Below are 22,017 nucleotides of genomic sequence, written 5' to 3'. Positions count from 1 at the left end.
CTGGGACGAGTGTGTCCACAGGAGGAATACTTCATTGCTCCAGAGGGGCGGGCGGCAGTCCAGCAAGAGCAGTACGAACTGGCTAACTTTTAGGCTCAGCTGCTACGTCAGTACCGGTTTTGGTATATCGCCCAGTAAGCGCTGCTCCTATCCCAGCCAAATGGTCCCGCACGCTTTGTGGGCTGGTGATCTCGAGCCACTCGACGAGCCCCGCGAGATGGCCAGCGATCCCGTAGTCGCTGGGTGCATGGATCACCACAGGGATGCGGCCATCGCTTGCAGGCGGGCCGATCTCTAGATTGCCGCCGACCGCAGCGCGCAGGAAGTCGAGCCCGTCGGGTGTGCAGCTCGCGTGAACTTCGATGTTCGAGTGTCTGTGATTCGCCTCATCGGTGAGATTGCGCCAGGTCTCTGTGAGGTCGAAGTTCGCGGGCCGGTGCGCGAGGACATTGCTGAGGGTGACGGCAGTGACGCGGTCGATGCGAAAGGTACGTTGACCTGCTCTCGTCTGTGCAACGAGGTACCAGTGTGACTCTTTTGCCACCAGGCCCAGCGGGTCAACGGTCCTCTTCGACGCGTTTCCGGCACTGTCGACGTAGCTGAGCTCCACCCGCACGCCGCGAATGACGGCGTCCTGCAGCGTCTCAAGGAACGGGGGTGTTGAAATTGCAACACGGGCCGAACCCCACGGTTGTGAATCACTGAGCAGTGAAGAAGCGGCGGCTTCGGCCTGCTCACGAAAAGTCTCGGGCAGAGCTCTGACGAGTTTTCGAAGTGCCGCTTTCAACTCAGGAGTCGTCGAAGCTGCTGGCCCTGCGACCAGGAATAGGGCGCGAGCTTCGCTGGCAGTGAGGCCCGAAAGGTCGGTGCGCCCGCCACCTAGAAGTCGCCAGCCACCCCTTCGGCCCTGGACCGAATAGATGGGGATTCCTGCTAGTCCGAGCGCGTCGAGATCTCTGCGGGCGGTGCGCTCTGAGATCTCGAGCTCCTTTGCGACTTCTGCTGCAGTGACTTGTTCGCGCCGCTGCAGCATCAAGAGAATGGCGACTAATCGATCGGATTTCACAATTTTCATCTTTCCAGAAAAACCGGTCACTGGGTGTCCTGTTTAGCTCGATACCTTGAATACATGTACAAGAAAAGTGACGAGATTCCATTCCCTGAAGCCACCATTATTTCTGTGAACGGTGTTGCCCTCGAGGTGTTCGAGGCTGGCCGCGAGAACGAAGGGAATCCGATTGTGCTGTGCCATGGATGGCCAGATCTTGCGTACACCTGGCGCTATCAGATTCCCGCTCTTGTCGCTGCCGGTTACCATGTGATCGCCCCTAACCAGCGGGGATTTGGCAATTCAGCCAGACCAGACGAAGTGATTGAATACGACATCGAGCACCTAACGGGTGACCTGGCGGCACTGCTTGATCACTTTGGCTACGAGAGTGCAACCTTCATTGGCCACGACTGGGGTGCGTTCGTTGTCTGGAGCTTCGCGCTGCTGTATCCGCAGCGTATCGATAGGATCGTGGCTCTCAGCTTGCCCTACCTAATGCGTGGCGACATGCCGTGGATCGACTTCATGGAGGCGGTGTTTGGGGGTGACTACTATTTTGTTCACTTCAACAAACAGCCGGGCGTCGCAGACGCGATCTTCGACGCCAATCCTGCAAAGTTTATTAACAATCTCTACCGTAGGGACGAGCCGCTTTCGCCACCAAAACCGGGCATGGCAATGATCCAGATCGCTCGCAACGACTGTCCCCTCGGCGAACCCCTGCTCAGCGAGCAGCAACTCGCTGTCTACGCTTCAGCGTTCGAGCGTTCGGGGTTTACCGGAGGTATTAATTGGTATCGCAACCTCAACCGAAACTGGCACCTGCTCGCAGACGCCAACCCGATTATTCAGCAGCCTGCCCTCATGATCTACGGTAATCGTGACGCGGTCGCCCGCTCCGAACAGCTTTCCGCGTACGTGCCGAATGTCGAAGAAGTCAGCCTCGATAGTGGTCATTGGGTGCAGCAGGAACGTCACGAGGAATCTACCCGAGAGATCTTGGACTGGCTTGCTAAACATTCAAGCCCGGTAGATGGGCCCAGGAGCAGCGGGCCTGTGCGCGGGGCTTGGAGGCAGGAAAGCGAAAGGCCCTTGGCTTGGAAATAATTCCAAGCCAAGGGCCTTTCTCACAGTTGCGGGGGCAGGATTTGAACCTACGACCTCCGGGTTATGAGCCCGGCGAGCTACCGAGCTGCTCCACCCCGCGTCACAATCATTAGCTTAGCGGGGTGCCTGTCGCATGCCGCAAAGCGGCGTGCACGCGGGCGTGTTGCTTTGCGACATGGAGCCTGTGCTGTTGATGGAGTAACGGCAACTCGTTACACTTTGTGCCAATTGCGCAATACGTCGGAGGTAACGATGCTGAGGATCTACCTGCTCTATCTCGTCGGCCCGTTTGTGGCTGCCATCGCAGCGGGGCTCGTACTTGCGTTCCTTGAGAGAAGGCACTCTAGGGCCGCCCCAACTCCTGTGGCGCGCAAGCTTGCGGCAGCCGGAGCAATCACTGCGTTTGTGTTTCTTGTGGTGCCTTTCGCTGCAGAACTATTGCTCTTGCTTCTGCGTCTGCCGCGCCTGACTGAGCTCGCGTGGGGGCTGCGCGACACTCCTATAAAGTACGCGCTGCCACTCATTGCGGCTCTACTGGCAGTGGCGCTCATGGCGTGTGCGCCCGCGCGCGCGACCGGGGTGGCCCTCGTGCGGCGTCCTATCTGGGGGTTCGCTCGCAGGGGTGAACTGGTATGGATAGGTGTGCTTGCACTCGTCGCGGTAGCGGTCGCCATCGCAGCGGGGCGGGTCTCGTCGCTCGACTCCGAGGGGCGCTATCGCATGCACGAAATCGAAGCCGGAACGCAGCGCGCGGCGACAGAGATCTACGGCTGGTACTTTTCGGTTCCCGCTCTTATTGCGTTGCTACTGCTGCTGATTATCGCTCTTGTGGCCCTCGTGCGCATCGCGAGGCCGGCGTTCGGCGAGAATGTCGATGTCGACGCTGAAACGCGCAAACTGCAAAGCGACTGGGTGACGCGCACGGTCTTGTCGGCCCTGCTCGTGCATCTGGGCAACGTGGGTAGATCCCTTGCGGCCACGGCCTCCCTGCGTATGAGTTCCCAACCCACCCTGACAGAGCCGGTGCTCGAAATTCGGCCGGAGTTTGCGGCCCTCGGGCCAGCGCTGCAGGTGACCGGGACCGTGCTGAGTTTTCTGGGCATTGCCCTGTGGAGTACGGTGTTCTGGCGAAGCGTGCTGAGACCCTCGAAGGGCGTGGGGGACAGTGGGGCTGTGTTTGCTTAGGCAACTGGCTTCTTTCCTGGGCGATCCCAGAGCGCAGCGTGGCCGAAGAACAAAGTCACGCCCGCAGCGAAGGTAACCACGATTAGCGTGTTCGTGTGTGCGTCGCGGGCCTGAGTGCACGCGAGGCTCGCCAGAATTGATTCGATGTCGTTCTTGAGGATCTGCTGATTGAAGATCTGCATGCCTGGGTCGGCAGAGAGTTCTTGGCCAGACGGAACAGTGGGTGGGTCCCAGCGAGAAGGGCCAGCCCCAGAATGGCTCACGTGGACAGCAAAGCGAAAGGCCCCCGGTTTGGTGTTAATACCAAACCGAGGGCCTTTCTCACAGTTGCGGGGGCAGGATTTGAACCTACGACCTCCGGGTTATGAGCCCGGCGAGCTACCGAGCTGCTCCACCCCGCGTCACAAGAAGTAACTCTATCACGGGTATTTGGGCCTCACGAATCGTGTGTGCACAGGGCGTGTTGCGCCGCCCGTCTGAGGTGTGTGCGAGGGTGGGGGAATCGAGACCAGCAGGTTCTGTGCAGCCCTTCCAAATTGAATTCATAGGTTTGCAGGCCACAGTTGAGACATACGAAGGGAGCCACCATGGCCACAACGCCCGAGAACAACACGCCAGCAACGCCAGCAAGCAACAACGCTGCGGGTGCTGCGGCACCAGAGCCCACCAGCTACCCCGCACCTGCGGCACCGCAGCCCCAGGTAGCACCGCACGAGCAGGTTACGACCCAGTTACCGCACGCTGCACCAGTTGCGCCCACACACACTGTGCCCGCACCAGCTGTGTCCGCACCAGCCGTGCCGACGGCTCCGTTGGCGCCCCGGGTGCCGGTGGCTCAGCACAGGGCACAGTGGCCCGCTGCCGCACAGGCCACTACGCCGCTGCCGAACCTGCCAGCGCCGCAGGTGCCAGGCTTCCAGCAGCAGCAGCAACAGCAGCAGCAGCCGAACGCGTCATACCAACAGGCGCCGGGGTCGAGCTTTGCTGCGCCAGTCGCTACTCGCGAAGCTGCACCGGTAGATGGCAGTGGGAGCGCGCAGGGTCACAGTGGCAACAGCGGCAACGGTAACAACGGCGACGGCGGTGACTACAACGGTCACCACAGCGCGCAGCCGAAGGGCCGCACGGGCATGCTGCTCGCGGGGCTTGCAATCGGTGCACTGCTGGGCGGTGTAGTCGGTGGCGGCGTTGCGGCCGTGGTCTCGGCAAACGGTACGCAGCAGGTTGTGGCGCAGGGAGCGAGCGGCACGCTCACGCTCAACAACGCAGAGACCGCCACCGCGATCTCGGGTGTGGCCGCGGTGGCTACGCCGAGCGTTGTGACACTCGAGGTGGCGGGCGCAAGCGCGAGCGGATCGGGTTCAGGCGTGATCTACAGCGAAGACGGTTACATCGTCACGAACGCGCACGTGGTGACACTCGATGGCGCGGCCAGCGATAACGCCAAGATCCGCGTGAAACTCAGTGACGGCCGCATTCTCGACGGCAAGCTCGTCGGCGTCGACCCGTATGCCGACCTCGCCGTCGTGAAGGTCGAAGCTACCGGGCTTCCCGCTATTAAAGTGGCGGATTCCAGCAAGCTCAACGTGGGTGATCTCACGGTGGCCATTGGTGCTCCCCTCAACCTCGCGAACACTGTCACGAGCGGTGTTGTGAGCTCGCTCTACCGTGGCATCTCGGTAGGAAGCCCGCTCATTCCGCAAGACCCTGCAACACCGCAAGACGGTCAAGACGGTCAGGGCGACCAGGGTGGTCAGGGCGAACAAGACGGCGGCGACAGCTACGGCTTCCCGTGGGACTTCCGATTCGGCCTCCCCGATCAGGGGCAAGACGGCGGCCAACAGCAACAGCAACAGCGCACCGGCACGGTCACCCTGCCTGTTGTGCAGACCGACGCGTCCATCAACCCGGGTAACTCGGGCGGCGCGCTGCTGAACGGCAAGGGCGAGTTGATCGGCATCAATGTCGCTATCGCCTCGCCCACGAGTTCTGACGGCGTGGCCGGCAGCGCGGGCCTCGGGTTCGCGATTCCCTCGAACCTGGCGGCCCGGGTCGCCGACTCGATCATTGCTGGCGAACAACCCTCGCACGGCCTGCTTGGTGCGAGCGTCGCCGATTCGTCGCAGGACACCGACGAAGACGCTAACCACGCGGGTGGCCTGCTGGTCGACGTCATGAAGGGCGGCGCCGCCGACAAGGCTGGACTGCGCGCGGGCGACGTAGTCACTGCCGTGAACGGTGTGCCCGCGGTCGACGGCACCTCGGTGTCTGCGCTGGTGCGCATGAATGCGGGCGGCAGCACGGTCACGATCGACTACACCCGCGGCGGCAAGGCCGCGCAGACCGAAGCCAAGCTCGGCGAGCTCGAATGGTAAGGGCATAACGCTCACTCGTATCCCGTAGCATGGACACAATGAGCAGCACGTCACGATTTCGCTTCGAACAGGGCAACCTTGAAAAGCTCCTCGCCCTACCCAAGTACGTGCTCGCGCTCGTGCTGTCGTGGTTCGTGCCGCGTGTGAAAACCCGCTGGGTGTTTGGCAGTGGTGTGGGGGTCGGCGAGGGGGCGCTCGTCGTCGCCCGCGAACTCGCGAGGCGCGAACCGGCCACCCCCATCGTGTGGCTGACGGCAACCGAGATCGAAGCTGAGCAGGCGCGCGGTGAGGGGTTCACCCCCATCGCGCGCCGCAGCTGGGCCGGGTTTTGGGCGACGCTGCGTGCAGGGCAGATCGTAGTCACACACGGCCTCGGCGACGTGAACCGATTCGGCGTGCAGGGCGGCTTCATCACCCAGCTGTGGCACGGAGCACCGCTCAAGAAACTGCACTTTGATTCGCCCGTCACGACCGCGGTGCGAGGGCCCGCAATCGTGCGGCGCGTGCTGCGTCGCATGTACGCGCGCGGCGCGAATTCGGTCGATCTGTATGTCGCAGGCTCCCCGCTCGCCGCCACGCGGCTGCGCTCGGCGTTTCGCGTCGATCCGGGCAAGGTGCGGGTGCTGGGCGACCCACGCGACGATGCGCTTGCGGCGCAGGCCATCGATCCGGATCGCGCCGAAGCCGCGCGCACCGAGCTGATTGCGCGCGTGGGCGTTGAGCTTGGCGCACAGCAAAAGGTCGTGTTGTACGCGCCGACGTGGCGCGACGGTGCAGAGGATCCGCTGCTGCCCGAGGCGGCGGAGCGCGCCGCGATCGAGCGCGCGCTTACCGCGGCCGATGCGCACCTCGTGATCCGGTCGCACCCGCTCGGCGAGGGGGAGTGGGCGAGCTGGCACAGCGAGCGTGTGCACCTGCTCGGCAGCGACCGCGTGCGTGATATTACGCCGCTCTTGGGCGGCGTGGACTGGCTGATCACCGACTACTCGTCGATCGCCGTTGACTTCGCGCTGCTGCAGCGGCCTGTCGTATGGTTTGCTCCAGACCTCGCGCACTACACCGCATCACGCGGCCTGTACGAACCGCTCGAGGTGACCAGTTTTGGGCGCATTGCGCATGATTGGAACACGCTCGCGGCGAGGCTTACCGAGCTCACGACTTCGCACGCGGCGCTGCGTTCGGCGGTGTCAGATGCGCGGGCGCTCGCGGCACGCTTTCACGCGCACCCCGAGGGTGGGGCCGCGGGTCGCGTGCTTGACCAGATCGCGCAGTTGCAGCGCCCCGCCCGCGAACTCGTGCAGGCGCCCGCGGCGTTTTTTGAGAGCTTCTACGGCAGGCAGGTGAGTTGTAATCCGCTTGCGCTTGACCGTGAGATTGCCGCCCGAGCGCCGCACGTCACCCGATACTGGAGCGTAACGAACGAGACGCAGCAGGTGCCAGGCGGCGCGGTGCCGCTGCTCGTGGGCGGCCGTGAGTGGCACGCCGCTAGGCGCTACGCGAAATTGATCGTCGCGAACGATTGGCTGCGCTACGGTTTTCGCCGGGCGCGCGGCCAGATTGTGTTGCAGACCTGGCACGGCACGATGCTCAAGCATCTGGCGCTCGGGCGCCCAAAGGTCGGCTTGCGCACGCGCATCGCGATCAAGCGTGAGAGCCGGCGCTGGAGCCTGTTGCTGTCACAAAACCCGCACTCAACCGAGCAGTTTCGCGCGAGCTATGCGTTTCGTGGCCGCATCATCGAGGCCGGTTACCCACGCTGCGACAGGCTCGCGACAGCCGCGATTGGGCAAGAGCGCAACCCGATCGCAGTGTCAGTGGCCCGTGCGAGCCTTGGCGTGCACGCGGGCGAACGCGTGCTCGTCTACGCGCCGACTTGGCGCGACGGCGGCGTAACGCTTGTCGATGACCTCAACGTGGCTGCCCTCGCCCGTGAACTCGGTGATGGGTGGGTCGTGCTCGCGCGCGGTCATACCCGCACGCAGGCGTTTGGGGTGTACGGTGCGTACGGCGACGGCGGCCGTGTGATTGATGTGAGCGGCCACCCCGACATTAATGATGTGTTGATCGCCGCCGACCTGGTCGTCACCGACTACTCATCGATCATGTTTGACGCCACTGTGGCGTGGCTACCGCTCGTCTTCTTTGCCCCCGATCTCGCCGCGTACCGCGACCGAGAGCGCGGCTTCACGTTCGATTTCGAGCGTGAAGCGCCCGGCCCCATCGTCGCCTCACGCGCTGAGGTGATTGATGCGGCGCGCCGTATCGCAGAGCAGGGAAGCGAAGCCTGGTTTGAGGCTCACGCCGAGCGCTATACCTCGTGGCGCGAGAAGTTCAACCCGCACGACGACGGCCACGCGGCGGGACGCGTGGTCGATGAGCTCGAACAACTGGGAGCTTTCGCAGGCTAACCGCCGTTAGCGAGTAATTCCGCGTAACGTTTTGCGGCATCTGCAATATCGAGCTTCGCGATTTCAGACTCTGGCACGCCGAGGCGCGTCAGCTCTCGGTAAAGATATAGGGGAATGGGGCTGCGTGGCTGACGAGGCGTAGGGTCGCCGCGATCGGGCAAGATTCGGTCATTCACACAGCTCCAAAACGTCGCAGCATCGACCTCGAGCTGTGATCGTAAGATGTGGGCCCACATGCTCTTAGAGTATTGCGAGCCGTCTATGGGGCGCGAGATACGTGTGCGCAGTACGTGCCCGTTCCACAGGCGCAGAATGTAGGTTCGATGGTGCTGAACGGGCTGCCCGGTAGCGCCACGTTTCAGCTCCCACTGTTCAGTGAGACAGAAAGTGTCGTGGTCTTCGCGGGTTATCGGCGCATGTTTATGCTCCGCCACGTTCGAACCAATTAAGAAGCTCTTCGTCCGAAGACAGCTGCACTAACTGCACCAGTGCCCAGTTTTGGGCATGGTTAGGTGCGGTGGAGAGATGATCTTCCCAATCCTCTGCGTATTCCCGTAGGGCGTGCAGCATGTCTGCAAGGGCTTCGTCGACCGTGAGCCCCTCAGAAACGAATGGACGTGAATGCATCAGTGCGATCACTCGGCCACTCTCGTGTGCGATCTCAAGACCGGGCACAACAGTGCGAAAAAAATAATCCTGCAGTTTGTCGGCCGACACGACGGCAGATACTTCGGCACCGCGTGTAATCGTAACAACTTTGCCAGCGCGGGCACGGTCCAGCACTTCCTTGAGATGGGTGCGTGCACTAGAAAATGTCTGATAGTCGGAGGCTGTCGCAAGGGACACTATTTACTCCATCGGTCGCTGTAGGTCTATTAAGTACGTCGTGTACTTAGCGTACGTCGCAGAACGAAGCTTGGCAACGACGCGACGCGCTACGAGGAGATGCGGGAGCGGTCAACCACGCGGTGTGCCCCAAGTGCGAGGCCACGCAAGAACCCCGAACCCCAGCACACGTGCATGGTCACGAGGGTTATGGCAGTGAAGAAACGGTCGCGCGCCCCCCGCTGATCCGGAATGCGCGCGGTCGCAAACAGCACGCCCGCGAGGTACAGCGCGAGCGGCGTGAGCAGCAGCGGCCAGGCCGATGCCCAGGGCAGCGCGCCCGCACCGAGCAGCACAAGCGCGATGGTGCTCACGGCGAGGCCGATGACGAGGACCCCCGGCGCGAAGAAGCGCCAGGGGTTGGCGCGGCCGTAGCGGCGTACCAGCTCGGCACGCCAGGCTCCGGTCGCGAAAAATTGCCTGGCGAGCGCGGCGAAGCTGGCGCGTGGCCAGTAGGTCACCTCGAGCGCGGGAGCGAACCACACGCGATAGCCGGCGCGGCGCAGTCTGAGGTTGAGCTCCCAATCTTCACCACGCAGGATCTCGGGGTCATAGCCGCCCACGGCGTCGAGCGCCTCGCGGCGAAACACGCCGAGGTACGCGGATTCGGCGGGCCCGGGCTCACCGTCACCGTGATAGGCGCCGCCGCCTAAGCCATAGGGGCTGTTGTAGCCGCGGGCAATCGCGCGCTGCACCGGGCCCTCGCCAGCAGCGCGCATCACCCCGCCCACGTTTGCGGCATCGGCGTCGCGCAGCGCGGCGATCGCGCGTTCGGTGTAATCGTGGGTGAGCTCGGAGTGCGCGTCGACGCGCACGATGATGTCGTTGCTCGTGTGCGCGATCGCCAGGTTCAGCCCGGCGGGGATATCGCGGGCGGGGTTCTCGACGAGGCGCACCCGCGCGTCTTCGGCCGCAAGCTGAGCCGCGACCTCGTTGGTCGCGTCGGTCGAGGGGCCGAGCGCGATGACGAGCTCTTTCTCGCCCGTGTACTCCTGCGCTAACACGGTGCGCACCGCTGCCGCGAGAAAATCGGCCTCATTGAGTACGGGCATCACGTAGCTGACCGACGGCAAAGCGGGCAGCGGAGCAAGGGTGGGCGCGGGGTTGGTCACCTGTCGATCTTGCCACAGCGGGCTGAGCCGGGGCCGGGCCGGGGCCAGGCCGGGGCTCTTCACGGGATCGCCGCGGTATTCTAGAGGGATGCAGATTGCGAAGGATGTGAAGCGCGCCGCCCGCCTGGCGCAGCGCGTACTCAAGGGGCGGCGGGCGTACTTCGAGCTGCGCGACACGCTCGCGGCGCGCGGCCCGCTGCCGACCGAGCACTACCGCGTGGGCGTGTACTTTGCCGACAGTGACGTGAATATTTACCAGATGCGGCAGTGGTACGCACCGCTCGTTGAGCTGTCGAAGCAGCACCCGGTGCTCTTGCTCGCGCGCAACGCGGCAGGTGCCCGGCAGCTGATGCGCGAGAGCGGGCTCGACGTTGCCTTCGTGCAAAAAGTCACCGACATTGAGCGCGTAATCGCGGCCCAGAACCTCGACGTGATTCTCTACGTGAACCAGAACACCCGCAACTTTCAGATGATGCGCTACGGCGAGCGGTGGCACGTGTTTGTGAACCACGGTGAGAGCGACAAGATGTACATGACGAGTAACCAGCACAAGGCGTACGACTACGCCTTCGTCGCCGGAGACGCGGCGCGTGACAGGCTCTCGAAGGCGCTGTGGGACTACGACGTGACGACCCGCACGGTTGCGATCGGCCGCCCGCAGGCCGACCATTTGACGGGCGAACCGCCCTTCACGCCCGATGATCGCACCGTCGTGCTGTACGCCCCCACATGGGAGGGCGACCGGCCCGCCGCAAGCTATGGCTCGGTGGCAACTCACGGTGAGAAACTCGTGGCAAAGCTCATCGCAACGGGCCGGCACCGCGTGGTGTATCGCCCGCACCCCCGCAGCGGCGTCGTCGACGCGGGCTTTGGCGAGGCGAACAAGCGCATCATCGCAATGCTTGCCGAGGCCAACAAACACGATCCCACCGCGCAGCACGTCTACGACACCGCGCCCGCGCTGGGCTGGCAGCTGAGCCTGCCAGACGTGGCGATCTGCGATATTTCGGCGATGGTGTACGACCGGCTCGCGACGGGCAAACCGCTGATGGTGACGCAGCCGGTCGCGCCTGAGGCGTCGGTCGACGAAGGCGGATACCTGAGCGAGTGCGAGTGGCTCGCAGCGAGCGACTGCGACAACATCGAGGCTGTGCTCGACGCCGTCATCGGGGACGACGCGGCGCGCGAACGCCTCGGCGTCTGGTCGACCCGCTACTTTGGCGACACGACCCCCGGCGCACCCACGAAACGCTTCCACGCCGCGATCGAAGAGCTGCTCGCGAAAGCGGCGTACTGGCGAGAGCAGCAAGCGCGCGTCTGATCCGGATCATCGGGCCCGGGCCAAGACCGGGTGTGATGCAATAGGGGAGTGAGCACGAAGGAGCGGGGCGAGATGCGCGGTGAGGCGTCTATTTTGCACGTCGACATGGACGCGTTCTTCGTGTCGGTCGAGCTGCTTGAACGCCCCGACCTCGTGGGTAAGCCCGTTGCCGCTGCGCACGACACCGCACGGTCGGTCGTGTCGAGCGCGAGCTACGAAGCGCGGCGGTTTGGCGTGCGCTCGGCCATGCCCGTGGCGCGCGCCAAACAGCTGTGCCCGCAGCTCATTTTTGTGCCGCCCGTGTTTGAAAAGTATCGGGCGGCATCGCGTGAGGTGATGCGCATTTTTCACGAGTTCACGCCGCTTGTCGAGCCGCTCAGCATCGACGAAGCGTTTCTCGACGTGGCAGGCTCGACCAGGCTGTTTGGTACGCCCGCCGAGATCGCGAGGCAGCTGCGTGAACGGATTCGCAGCGAGTTGGGGCTGCCCGCATCTGTGGGGCTTGCGGGCACCAAGTTCATCGCGAAACTCGCGTCGCAGCGCGCCAAACCAGATGGGGTGCTCGAGATTGCGCCCGCGCGTACGCTCGAGTTCTTGCATCCGCTGCCCGTTTCGGCCATGTGGGGTGTGGGCCAGGCCACGGCGCGCTCCCTCACCGCGCGCGCCATTCACACGGTCGCCGACCTCGCAAACGAGCCCATCGACTCACTGCGCCGCATCGTGGGGGCGGCGAGCGCCGAGAAATTGCACGAGCTCGCGCACGGCCGTGACTTGCGCGGTGTTGAGACCGAGCGTACCGAGAAGAGTATTGGGCACGAAGAAACGTTTGAGTTCGATGAGCCCGACGGCGAGGTGCTGCGGCGTGAACTGTTGCGGCTGTCTACGCGTGTGGGGGAGCGGCTGCGTGCGCGGGGCATGACCACCCGCACCGTCGCGATCAAGCTGCGGTGGTCGAGCTTCGAAACAATCACCAGGTCGCGCACACTATCGGAGCCCACGAGCGCGTCGCAGCGCATCTATCTCACCGCCCGCGAGCTCTTTGAAGAGGCGTGGAGCGAAGGGCGTCGGGTGCGCCTGATCGGGGTGCGGGCCGAACAGCTGGGAGAAGCGAGCGACGGATTCGCTGGGTTGTGGGACGACGACGAGGACTTGAACGCCGTCGATCAGGCTGTCGACTCGGTGCGCGAGAAGTTTGGCGCGGCGGGTCTCGCACCGGCCAGCCTGTTGAAGGGGCGGGGCACACCTGTGGACCCGCGATCGCTGCAGCCACCGCGGTAGGCGCGGTAGGCGAGGTAGTTGCGGTAGATCTCCTGCGCGAGCGCTGCTCAGGGGGTGTGAGCCTCAGGAGCTGGCGGCATGATGAGCACGGGGCACTCGGCCGTGTAGATGAGCCGGTGTGCGAGCACGGGGGACTTCATGCTCGCGCGGGTGCGCGGGGCGTCGAGTACGAGTAGTTCAGCGTGAGCGGCCTCGGCGAGCAGTACGGTGCTCGGCGCACCCTGCACCACCTTGCACGTGACGGCCTCGTCAGGGCCGAGCACCGCGGTCACACGGCTGCGCAGCGTGCGTTGGGCACTCGCGAGCGCCGCCTCGATGTCACGCGACACCCCCGGCGGTTTGCCGCCCGGGGCTGCCGGGGGAATCGGGGCGCGCCACGCCTGCACCGCGAGCAGGCCAGCGCCGCGCTGCCGCGCTTCGGTGGCCGCGGCGCGCAGGGCCTGCGGGGAGCCGCTTGAGGCGCTCACTCCCACGACTACAGAGGTCATGCTGGGTCTCCTTCTTGATCTTGTTGCCCGCGATCACCCGGCGCCTTCGACAACGGGTCGGTGATGCTCTCGAGTGACTGTCTCTCGGCATTCACCCCAAAGATCAGCGCGATCACACCGCCCGCGATCATGATCCCCGCGCCGAGGTAATAGCCGGCCGCGAGCGGCCCACGGTCAGAACCGTCACCGATCATGGCACCGTAGAGGGTGGGCGCGATGGATCCGGCAATCTGACCGACCGCGAAGAAGTACGAGATCGCTTGCCCGCGCAGTTCGAGCGGGAAGATCTCGCTCACGGTCAGATAGGCGCTGGAGGCTCCCGCCGAAGCGAAGAAGAACGAGACGCACCAGAACACGGTCTGGGTCGTGGCGTTCAGCACATCGGCCTGAAACAGCGCGGCCGAGACCGCGAGCACACCGCCCGCGAGCGCGTACGTGCCGAAGATCATCTTGCGTCGTCCCAGCGTGTCAAACAGCGGCCCCAGCACGAGCGGGCCCGCAAGGTTTCCGATCGCAAACGGAAAGAAGTAGAACGCGATGTTGGCGGGTGAGATGTCATAGAACTTTTGCAACACGAGCGCATACGTGAAGAAGATCGCGTTGTAGAGAAACGACTGCGAGATCATCATGCTGAGGCCCAAGAACGTGCGGCGCGGGTAGGTGCGCAAGAACGTGTGGGCGACCTGGCGAAACGGCACGTTCTTGAGCGGCACGACATCGAGCGCGAGGTTCTCGTCGACGTCGGCGAGCTTGTGACCTGCCGCCTTGATGTCATCCTCGATCTTGGTGACGGTCGCTTCGGCCTGCTCCTCGTGACCGTGGGTCATGAGCCAGCGTGGGCTCTCGGGAATGTGGCGTCGCAGGTAGATGATGATCAGCCCGAGAAATGGGCCGATGAAGAAGCCGATACGCCAGCCCCAGGCGTTCGCAAAATCTTTGTCTGCCAGGAGGAAGAGGTTTGCGAACGCACCGATTGCGGCGCCCGCCCAGTACGTACCGTTGACGGCAATGTCGACGCGGCCGCGATAGTGTGATGGGATCAGCTCGTCGATGGCTGAGTTGATGGCGGTGTACTCGCCGCCGATGCCGAGGCCCGCGACGAAACGAAAGATCCACAGAAACCACATGGCGGGTGACAGGCCCGCGATACCGCTACCGATGAGGTAGATGGCGAGCGTCAGAATGAAGAGCCGCCGCCGGCCGAGTCTGTCAGACAGACGGCCGAAGAACAGCGCGCCGACAACCTGACCGATCAGGTAGATCGTGCCGGTGAACCCGACCTGCGCCGAGTTCATCTGTAGGTCGTGCGCGTACCCGGCGGTGGCGACGATCTGAATCTCGAGGCCGTCAAGAATCCACGAGGTGCCCAAACCCACGACAATTGACCAGTGAAACGCCGTCCACGGCAGCCGGTCCATACGGGCGGCGACGAGGCTGCGCACTGGCCCAGCAGGTTTCGCCTGCTCGGTGGCGCTCATCATGCCCTCCTTTGCCGGATCAGCGCGCGGGCGCCAGCCGACACCGCGCCCACCGCGCAGCACGCGGCGGCCCCTGCAGCAGCGATCGCCGCGAGTAGACCGTGGTGTTGCGACGCCCACAGCTGCGAGCTGCGGCCGCGCGAGCGGGTGTCAAAGCTGCCGTGTGCGCCGTAGTCGCGCCCGCCCTCGCCGTCAGCGGGATCCCACAGATTGGTGGGTCGGTTTGCGCTCTCGGGGCGCTCGATCTGTTGCGACGCATAGCCGGTACGCGCGAGAAAACGGTCGAGCAGGCCGGGTGCGACAGCGTTGGCCGCGAGCGTGAGCGCGGTGCTGCCGCCCACCCAGTACTCCCGGCGCCCGGGGTGATCGGCGGCGTACACGACGGCACGCGCCGCTACCTCGGGCTGATAGATCGGCGGCACGGGCTGCGCCGGTTTGGGCATGCGGTTAATCACCCAATCAAACTGGGGTGTGTTGACCGCCGGCATTTGCGGCATCGTCACGCGCACCCGGCTTTTGCGGTGCAGCAGCTCACACCTGAGGGCTTCGTGAAACCCCTGAATCGCGTGCTTTGACCCGCAGTAGGCGGTCTGCAATGGGATCCCACGGTAGGCGAGCGCCGAACCCACCTGCACGACCGTGCCGTGGTCTCGCGGCAGCATGCGGTGCAGCGCCGCCATCGTCGCGTACACATAACCGAGGTAATTCACCTCGGTGACGCGCTTAAACTCGGCCGCGCTCATATTCGTAAACTCGGCAAACACCGACGTGAACGCGACGTTCACCCACACATCGATCGGGCCAAACGCTTCTTCAACTGTTGTGGCGGCTTCGTCTAGCTGCTCGGCGCTGGCAACATCGACCGGCACGACAAGCGCGGTACCGCCCGCGCCCTCGACATCGCGTGCGGCCGCCCGCAGGCCCGTCTCGCCACGCGCTAAGAGCGCCACCTTCGCACCTCGGGCACCAAACGCCTGCGCGGTCGCGCGCCCGATCCCCGCGCTCGCTCCGGTGACTACGACAACCTGGTCGGTGGGTGACGGGTCAGCGGAAGAAACGGTGATGCGACTCATGATGGGCCTCCTCGGGTCCCACTATGCGCGCCTCATACTCAGCCGCAAGGGGGTTGCATTCTCACGCAAAGTGTTCGACCCTCGGGGCGAATGCGGTCACAAAACGCGCGGGTGAGAGGGCGAACATGACGAAGTCGGCAACGAAACAGGCGAAACAGGCATTGACTCGGGCGCAGAAACAGGCCAAGCATGCGCGCCGGGCGCTCGCCGCAGAGACGGCGCGCGGCACCCGTGGCGCCGCGCACAGCATCGATGAAGCAGTGCAGGGCATCGATCGGCTGGTGCGCAATGTGCGCACGGGCCGGTTCGAGCGCAGCCTGGCGGCGCTGACGGCGGCGGGCGCGGTCGTCACGGCGGCCGAGATCTTCTTTGAGCACGACAAAGCCAGTTTTGGTAACCGGTGGATGTGGGCGCCCGTCATTCTTGGCCCGGTCGGGGCAGCGGCGGGCATCGCGGGCGTCTGCAGCAAACGCGCCGCAAAAACTGTGCTGCCCATCGCATCTGCCGCGATCGTCGCAAACGGCGTGCAGGGGCTGTGGCTGCACGGCCGAGGCATCGGGCAAAAGCCCGGCGGCTGGCGCAACTTTCGCTACAACATGGAGATGGGGCCGCCCCTCATGGCACCCCTGCTCGTCACGCTCGTGGGCGGCATGGGGCTGCTCGCCGCCCTGCTGCGGCGAGAGAAGTGAGCGCGGCCGCATGCCTGCGAAACGTCTCGAATCGTCGCTGCCTCTTGACCCGGATCATGGGGGTGCGCGGTTTCCTGGCTTCGATGTGCTGGGGCAAGCGCAGCACTGGGACGAAGCTACCCGCAAGGTCGTGGAGGGGCGGCTCGAACACTCGCCCGAGCTGCAATTTTTTAGCGCGGCCGAGGGGGCTGCGGCGGCGGCGCTGTGCGACCAGCTGCTCGGCCAGCGCGCAGCGCCGCGCGTACCCGTTGCGCAGATGATCGATGAGCGGCTCGCGGCGGGGAGCACTGACGGCTGGCACTATAACGACCTAGCGCCCGACGATGCAGCGTGGAGACGGTCGCTCGCTGCCCTCGACACCGACGCCGTGGCGGCGTATAGTGCACCGTTCGCCGAGTGCGGGTGGGGGGAGCAGCATGAACTATTGCGCCGTGTGCAGGCGCTCGGTGCGGGCGTGTGGCACACGATGGTCGCGGCGCACGTGTGGAGCCTGTGGAGCCGCTACGCCTGCACCGCGTTCTATGCGCACCCGTGGGCGTGGAACGAGATCGGCTTCGCGGGCCCCGCCTACCCGCGCGGCTACAAGAATCTGGGCGTCGACAGGCTCGAGCCCTTCGAAGTGCGCGACGCGCGCCCCGGCGATGATCCGGTTGCAGAGCCGGAACCGCCGGAGCCGCCGGAGCCGCCGGAGTCGGAAGAAGCGGAGGGCAAGCGATGAACGCGGTGCGGCAGCGCAACGAGTCGGCCTGGCTGCTCACGCGCGATGGTGCGCGCGTCGAACCCGCCCTGCGCGCTCAGATGCGACAGTTCGCAGACAGTGAAGAGATCGATCTCGTGATCGTGGGTTGCGGCGCGGGCGGGTCGACGCTGCTGCAGCGCACCGCGCGGGCGGGGCTGAAGGTCGCAGCGCTCGAGGCGGGGCCCTTCTGGGAACCCGAGAGTGACTGGGTGAGTGATGAAGCCGGGTCGCACGGCCTGTACTGGACGCAGCCGCGCGAGATCGGCGGGGGCGATCCGGTGCCGCTGGGCGCAAACAATTCGGGCCGCGGGGTCGGTGGGTCGATGGTGCACTATGCCGGGTACACGCCGAGGTTTCATCCCAGCGACTTTCGCACGCGCACCGAAGACGGTGTGGGTGCCGACTGGCCGATCGACTATGCGGCGCTCAAACCGTACTACGAGCAGATCGAGGGTGAGCTGCCGGTGTCGGGCGAAGCGTGGCCGTGGGGCGACCCGCACACGTACCCGTATAGCCCGCACCCCGTCTCGGGTAACGGTGAGATTTTTCAGCGGGGGGCGCTCGCGTGCGGCATCACCGCCAAGGTGGGGCCCGTGGCGATCACGAGCGGCCGATTTGGCAACCGCCCGCACTGCATTTATCGCGGGTTCTGCCTGCAGGGGTGCAAGGTGAACGCGAAGGCGTCGCCGCTCATCACGCATGTACCTGATGCGCTCGCGCACGGCGGCGAAGTGCGGCCAGATTCGATGGTCACCGAGGTCGCGATCGACCAGCGCACCGGGCGCGCGACGGGCGTGCACTACGTGCGGGGCGGCGTGCCCAGGTTTCAGCGGGCCCGCGCAGTCGCGGTGGCGGGGTACTCGATCGAAACGCCCCGGCTGCTACTCAACTCGACGTCTGCACGGTTTCGTGACGGCCTGTGCAACGACTACGACCAGGTGGGGCGCTACCTGATGGTGCAGGGGGCACCGCAAACCGCTGGCCGCTTCGACGAAGAGGTGCGCATGTGGAAGGGGCCGCCGCCCGAGGTGAGCAGCGAAGACTTCTACGAAACCGACCCGGCTGCCCCCTATAAGCGCGGGTTCTCGGTGCAGACGGTATCGCCGCTGCCGATCACGTGGGCAGAGCATGTGATGGCGCAGGGGTATTGGGGTGCAGACCTACGCAACTACATGAGCGACTATGTGCACTGGGCGTGCCTCGGTGCGCTGTGCGAGTTCTTGCCGCAGCCGGGTAACCGGGTCACGCTGGCAGACGAGACCGACCAGTACGGGCTGCCGATCGCGCGCTTTGACTACACGCAGTGTGACAACGACCGGGCGCTGCTGCAGGCTGCGACGCGCGTGATGGAGCGCATTTTGCGGGCCGCGGGAGCCGACGAGGTCATCACGATCGAGCGTGCCGCACACCTGGTCGGCGGTGCACGCATGGCCGCGACCGAACAAGAAGGGGTCGTCGACGCCGACTGCCGCAGCTTTGCGGTGCCGAACCTGTGGATTGTGGACGGCAGTGTGCTGCCCACTCAGGGCAGCGCGAACCCGGCGCTCACCATCATGGCGCTGGCGGCGCGCGCTGCCGACCGGCTGGTGGGCAGTGCCCGGCACGGTGACTGAACACGATTGGAAGGAGTAACACGATGACTACGGTGAGCGAGTTTGTGATCCGGCGCGTGAAGGAGTGGGGCGTGAGCCGCGTGTTCGCGTTCCCAGGAGACGGCATCGGCGAGTTCGACGGAGCCCTCGGCGACGCGCAGCGTGCCGGGGAGGGGCTCGAATACGTGCGCCCCACGCACGAAGAGATTTGTGCGCTGATGGCGACCGCGCACGCCAAATTCACGGGCGAGGTGGGCGTGTGTATTGCGACGTCGAGCCCCGGCGCGTTTCATATGCTGAACGGGCTGTATGACGCGCAGATGGACAACCAGCCGGTCGTCGCCATTATTGGGCAGCAGGGCCTCAACGCGCTGGGCACATTCACGCAGCAAGAGAGCAACCTCGAGCGGGTGCTCGCCGACGTCGCGGTGTACGTGCAGACGATCGTTTCGCCCGCGCAGGCGCAAGCCGTCGTCGACACGGCGTTTCGCACCGCCCGCGCGCGGCTCGGGCCCGCCGTGGTGATCTTGCCGCACGACGTGCAGGGCATGCCGTTCACCGAGCTTGCGCCCGAAAACTGGGTGTCGCGTTCGAGCGCGGTCGCCCCCAGCTTAAGGTTCACGCCACCCACGGCAGACATTGAGGCGGCCGCGGCGCTCATCAACGCGGGGCACAAAGTGACCTTTCTCGTGGGGCACGGCGCAAAGGGGGCCACCGACGAGGTGCTCAAAGCTGCTGAGCTGTGCGGGGCGGGTATCATCACGACCCTGCGCGCCAAACAGGTGGTGCCGTCTGACGTGCCGTTTCACACGCAGCAGCTGGGGCTACTCGGGTCGCTGCCGAGCCTGCACCAAATGAACGACTGCGACACGCTTGTGCTGCTCGGCACGAACTACCCGTACGGGCAGTTTTTGCCCAAGAGCGGCCAGGCGCGCGCCGTGCAGGTCGACCTGAAGCCCGAGCACACGGGCCTGCGCTATCCGACAGAAATTAACCTGTGGGGCGACGTGCGCGCTACCCTGCAGGCCCTCATACCGCACCTCACACAGCAGACCGACCGGTCGTGGCAGACGACCGTCGCAGACGAGATGACGGAGTGGGAAGAAGAAATGCGGGCGCAGGCGATGCTGAGCTACGAAGACGGCGTCAACCCCAGGCGGGTGTACCACGAGCTCAACACGCGACTGCCGCCTCGCGCGATCGTCACCGCAGACGCGGGCACGACCGCCGACTGGTACGGCCACCACATCAGGTTGCGCGAGGGCATGCAGGGTGATCTGTCTGGGCGGCTCGCGAGCATGCTCGCGGCGATGCCATACGCGGTGGCCGCCAAGTTCGCGTTCCCTGAGCGCTGCGTCGTGTGCACCATCGGCGACGGCGCGTTTCAGATGCTCGGCATGAACGAACTCATCACGGTGAAGAAGTATCTGCAGCAGTGGGAGAACCCGCAGCTCATCATCATGGTGCTGCACAACAACGACCTGTCGCAGGTGTCGTGGGAGATGCGCACAGAAGACGCGAACCCGGTCTGGTCGACCTCTCAAGACGTCGAGTCGGTCGACTACGCCGGCTGGGCCGAACTGCTCGGCTTCGCCGGGATCAGGGTCACCCGCGATGACCAGGTCGCCGCCGCCTGGGACGCGGCGTTCGCGCACCGCGGCGTCACCCTCATCGACGCCCACACGAGCAAGAACGTGCCCCCGCTGCCGCCGCACATCACGTTCGAGTTCGCCAAGAACACCGGGCTCGCGCTCGTGAAGGGCGACCCCGACACGGCAGAAGTCGTGAAGGACACCGCGAAGGCGCTCTTCTCAGAGGGCGTCGAGCGCGTGAAGGACACAGTCAAGGACACGCTGCACCTGGGGCACGCGCGCGGTGAGCGGGGCCAGGGCGGCAAGCAAGATGATCCGGATCATGCCGGCCCGGATCGCGGCCCGGAGCGGTGACATGGATGCCCCCAAGATCACGCAGCTCGATGCGAGGGTGTACACAGTGCCTACCGCGGGCCCCGAGGCCGACGGCACGATAGCGTGGAACGCCACCACGATGGTGATCGTGCAGGCGCACGCGAGCGGCCTCGTCGGCACCGGGTGGACCTACGGCGCGGCAGAATGCGGGGCAGTCGTGCAGAGCACGCTCGCCCCCATCGTCGTCGGCCACAGCGCACTCGACGTGGGCGGCCGGTTTCTCGACATGGTGCGCGCCGTACGCAATGCGGGCAGGCAGGGCCTCATCGGGTACGCCATCTCGGCCGTCGACGTCGCCCTCTGGGACCTCAAAGCGCGCCTGCTCAGTGTGCCCCTGCACCACCTACTCGGAGCCGTGCGCGACACCGTGCCCGTGTACGGCAGCGGCGGCTTCACCACCTACTCAGACAGGCAGCTCGCGGGGCAACTCGAAGGGTGGGTACACGAGCAGGGTATGTCACGAGTCAAGATGAAGATCGGCGAGTCACGCGGCAGCGAAACCGGCCGCGACCTCGCCCGCATGCGGCAGGCCCGCGAGGTGATCGGCCCGCACACCGAACTGTACGTGGACGCCAACGGAGCCTACACGCGTAAAGAGGCGATCCGTGTCGCCCGCGCCGCCTCCGACTTGAACGTCACCTGGTTCGAAGAGCCCGTATCGTCAGACGACCTCGACGGGCTACGCCAGGTACGCGACTCGATCGACGCCGACGTCACGGCGGGGGAGTACGGCTTCGACCTGCCTTACTTTCAACGCATGTGCGCGGCGCAAGCCGTCGACTGCCTGCAAATCGATGCCACCAGGTGTGGCGGCATCACCGAATGGCTGCGCGTCGCGGCGCTCGCCGCAGCGTACGGGCTTGATGTGTCTGCGCACTGCAGCCCACAGTTGCATGCGCACGTGGCGGCGGCCACCCCCAACCTGCGGCACATTGAGTGGTTTTACGATCACGCCCGCATTGAGGGCCGCTTCTTCGATGGCGTGCTCGACCCGGCGGGCGGTTCGTTGCGGCCTGGTGGTGACGCACCGGGCAGCGGGCTGACGCTACGGGCGCGCGATGCCGAGCGGTTTCGGGTGGGGTGAGGCGCCAGCGGTGCTACTCGCACACGAACACTTGCTCACGAACATAGAAAACAGGAGATAGCTCATGCCCAAGAATCAGACACCACAGCTGAAGGACCCCGAGCTGTATCCCGACTTGGCTCAAGTTAGTGTCCCCCAAAATATCGGCCATCACTCCCGCATAAGCGCAGCCACAACGGTCGCGT

18 protein-coding genes and 2 tRNA genes are annotated in these 22,017 nt (G+C 65.1%); 11 read left to right on the top strand and 9 right to left on the bottom strand.

Annotated elements, in window-relative coordinates; genetic code table 11:
* Positions 1-82: 82 nt before the first annotated feature.
* A complete protein-coding gene (locus ACXR2T_RS01820; RefSeq protein ID WP_458815615.1) occupies positions 83-1,066 on the bottom strand; it encodes a helix-turn-helix transcriptional regulator in 984 nt (327 codons plus the stop codon).
* A gap of 63 nt (positions 1,067-1,129) precedes the next feature.
* Between ACXR2T_RS01820 and ACXR2T_RS01815 the strand changes: the two genes are divergently transcribed.
* The gene (locus ACXR2T_RS01815) at positions 1,130-2,158 is read left to right on the top strand and encodes an alpha/beta fold hydrolase (RefSeq protein ID WP_458815617.1); all 1,029 of its coding nucleotides are present in this window, start codon (positions 1,130-1,132) and stop codon (positions 2,156-2,158) included.
* Between the two features lie 26 nt (positions 2,159-2,184).
* Here the strand turns inward: ACXR2T_RS01815 and ACXR2T_RS01810 are convergent.
* A tRNA-Met gene (locus ACXR2T_RS01810) sits at positions 2,185-2,258 on the bottom strand.
* A 152-nt stretch (positions 2,259-2,410) separates the two neighbouring features.
* Here ACXR2T_RS01810 and ACXR2T_RS01805 point away from each other — a divergent pair.
* Positions 2,411-3,343: a hypothetical protein gene (locus ACXR2T_RS01805; RefSeq protein ID WP_458815619.1), complete on the top strand. Its 933-nt coding sequence runs from the start codon at positions 2,411-2,413 to the stop codon at positions 3,341-3,343.
* Here ACXR2T_RS01805 and ACXR2T_RS01800 read toward each other — a convergent pair.
* Entirely contained in the window at positions 3,340-3,525 is a 186-nt protein-coding gene (locus tag ACXR2T_RS01800; RefSeq protein WP_458815621.1) for a hypothetical protein, read from the bottom strand. The two genes, ACXR2T_RS01805 and ACXR2T_RS01800, sit on opposite strands and share 4 nt — an antisense overlap.
* 145 nt (positions 3,526-3,670) lie before the next feature.
* Positions 3,671-3,744 (bottom strand) — tRNA-Met (locus ACXR2T_RS01795).
* Between the two features lie 186 nt (positions 3,745-3,930).
* On the opposite strand from ACXR2T_RS01795, the gene ACXR2T_RS01790 reads away from it, so the two are divergent.
* On the top strand, positions 3,931-5,718 hold the full coding sequence (locus tag ACXR2T_RS01790) for a S1C family serine protease (RefSeq protein WP_458840433.1): 1,788 nt from the start codon (positions 3,931-3,933) through the stop codon (positions 5,716-5,718).
* A gap of 38 nt (positions 5,719-5,756) precedes the next feature.
* Complete coding sequence (locus ACXR2T_RS01785; protein ID WP_458815625.1) at positions 5,757-8,126, top strand: CDP-glycerol glycerophosphotransferase family protein; 2,370 nt, start codon at positions 5,757-5,759, stop codon at positions 8,124-8,126.
* Between the two features lie 420 nt (positions 8,127-8,546).
* Here ACXR2T_RS01785 and ACXR2T_RS01780 read toward each other — a convergent pair whose 3' ends face one another.
* Both ACXR2T_RS01780 and ACXR2T_RS01775 read right to left on the bottom strand, forming a co-directional pair.
* Complete coding sequence (locus ACXR2T_RS01780) at positions 8,547-8,972, bottom strand: type II toxin-antitoxin system prevent-host-death family antitoxin (RefSeq protein WP_458840431.1); 426 nt, start codon at positions 8,970-8,972, stop codon at positions 8,547-8,549.
* An 89-nt stretch (positions 8,973-9,061) separates the two neighbouring features.
* Positions 9,062-10,063 (bottom strand): glycosyltransferase family 2 protein, encoded by a 1,002-nt coding sequence (locus ACXR2T_RS01775; RefSeq protein WP_489945479.1) that lies wholly within the window; start codon positions 10,061-10,063, stop codon positions 9,062-9,064.
* 148 nt (positions 10,064-10,211) lie between these two features.
* Here ACXR2T_RS01775 and ACXR2T_RS01770 point away from each other — a divergent pair, with 148 nt between their 5' ends.
* Together ACXR2T_RS01770 and dinB are read left to right on the top strand one after the other, a co-directional pair.
* On the top strand, positions 10,212-11,444 hold the full coding sequence (locus ACXR2T_RS01770; RefSeq protein WP_458840430.1) for a CDP-glycerol glycerophosphotransferase family protein: 1,233 nt from the start codon (positions 10,212-10,214) through the stop codon (positions 11,442-11,444).
* A gap of 48 nt (positions 11,445-11,492) precedes the next feature.
* The gene (dinB, locus tag ACXR2T_RS01765) at positions 11,493-12,722 is read left to right on the top strand and encodes a DNA polymerase IV (RefSeq protein WP_458840428.1); all 1,230 of its coding nucleotides are present in this window, start codon (positions 11,493-11,495) and stop codon (positions 12,720-12,722) included.
* A 47-nt stretch (positions 12,723-12,769) separates the two neighbouring features.
* Here dinB and ACXR2T_RS01760 read toward each other — a convergent pair whose 3' ends face one another.
* Genes ACXR2T_RS01760 through ACXR2T_RS01750 form a run of 3 tightly spaced genes read right to left on the bottom strand, consistent with a single transcriptional unit; the run spans position 12,770 to position 15,761 of the window.
* The gene (locus ACXR2T_RS01760; RefSeq protein ID WP_458840426.1) at positions 12,770-13,210 is read right to left on the bottom strand and encodes a universal stress protein; all 441 of its coding nucleotides are present in this window, start codon (positions 13,208-13,210) and stop codon (positions 12,770-12,772) included.
* On the bottom strand, positions 13,207-14,688 hold the full coding sequence (locus tag ACXR2T_RS01755) for an MFS transporter (RefSeq protein WP_458840435.1): 1,482 nt from the start codon (positions 14,686-14,688) through the stop codon (positions 13,207-13,209). Before ACXR2T_RS01755 ends, ACXR2T_RS01760 begins: the two co-directional genes overlap by 4 nt.
* Complete coding sequence (locus ACXR2T_RS01750; RefSeq protein ID WP_458840424.1) at positions 14,688-15,761, bottom strand: SDR family oxidoreductase; 1,074 nt, start codon at positions 15,759-15,761, stop codon at positions 14,688-14,690. Before ACXR2T_RS01750 ends, ACXR2T_RS01755 begins: the two co-directional genes overlap by 1 nt.
* Before the next feature lie 125 nt (positions 15,762-15,886).
* Between ACXR2T_RS01750 and ACXR2T_RS01745 the strand changes: the two genes are divergently transcribed.
* The 5 genes from ACXR2T_RS01745 to ACXR2T_RS01725 are packed head-to-tail and all read left to right on the top strand — an operon-like array spanning position 15,887 to position 21,832.
* Positions 15,887-16,450: a hypothetical protein gene (locus tag ACXR2T_RS01745; RefSeq protein ID WP_458840423.1), complete on the top strand. Its 564-nt coding sequence runs from the start codon at positions 15,887-15,889 to the stop codon at positions 16,448-16,450.
* Positions 16,451-16,460: 10 nt separating this feature from the next.
* Positions 16,461-17,168: a gluconate 2-dehydrogenase subunit 3 family protein gene (locus ACXR2T_RS01740; protein WP_458840421.1), complete on the top strand. Its 708-nt coding sequence runs from the start codon at positions 16,461-16,463 to the stop codon at positions 17,166-17,168.
* A complete protein-coding gene (locus ACXR2T_RS01735) occupies positions 17,165-18,802 on the top strand; it encodes a GMC family oxidoreductase (RefSeq protein ID WP_458840419.1) in 1,638 nt (545 codons plus the stop codon). Before ACXR2T_RS01740 ends, ACXR2T_RS01735 begins: the two co-directional genes overlap by 4 nt.
* Before the next feature lie 23 nt (positions 18,803-18,825).
* Positions 18,826-20,727, top strand: a complete 1,902-nt coding sequence (locus tag ACXR2T_RS01730) for a thiamine pyrophosphate-requiring protein (protein WP_458840417.1) — start codon at positions 18,826-18,828, stop codon at positions 20,725-20,727.
* A complete protein-coding gene (locus ACXR2T_RS01725; RefSeq protein ID WP_458840415.1) occupies positions 20,684-21,832 on the top strand; it encodes an enolase C-terminal domain-like protein in 1,149 nt (382 codons plus the stop codon). The genes ACXR2T_RS01730 and ACXR2T_RS01725 overlap by 44 nt, the downstream gene beginning before the upstream one ends.
* The last annotated feature ends 185 nt before the right edge of the window (positions 21,833-22,017 follow it).

It is taken from the genome of Leucobacter faecis (assembly GCF_054456635.2).
Note: the sequence above shows the minus strand (reverse complement) of the source record. Positions and strands in the feature narration are given on the sequence as shown.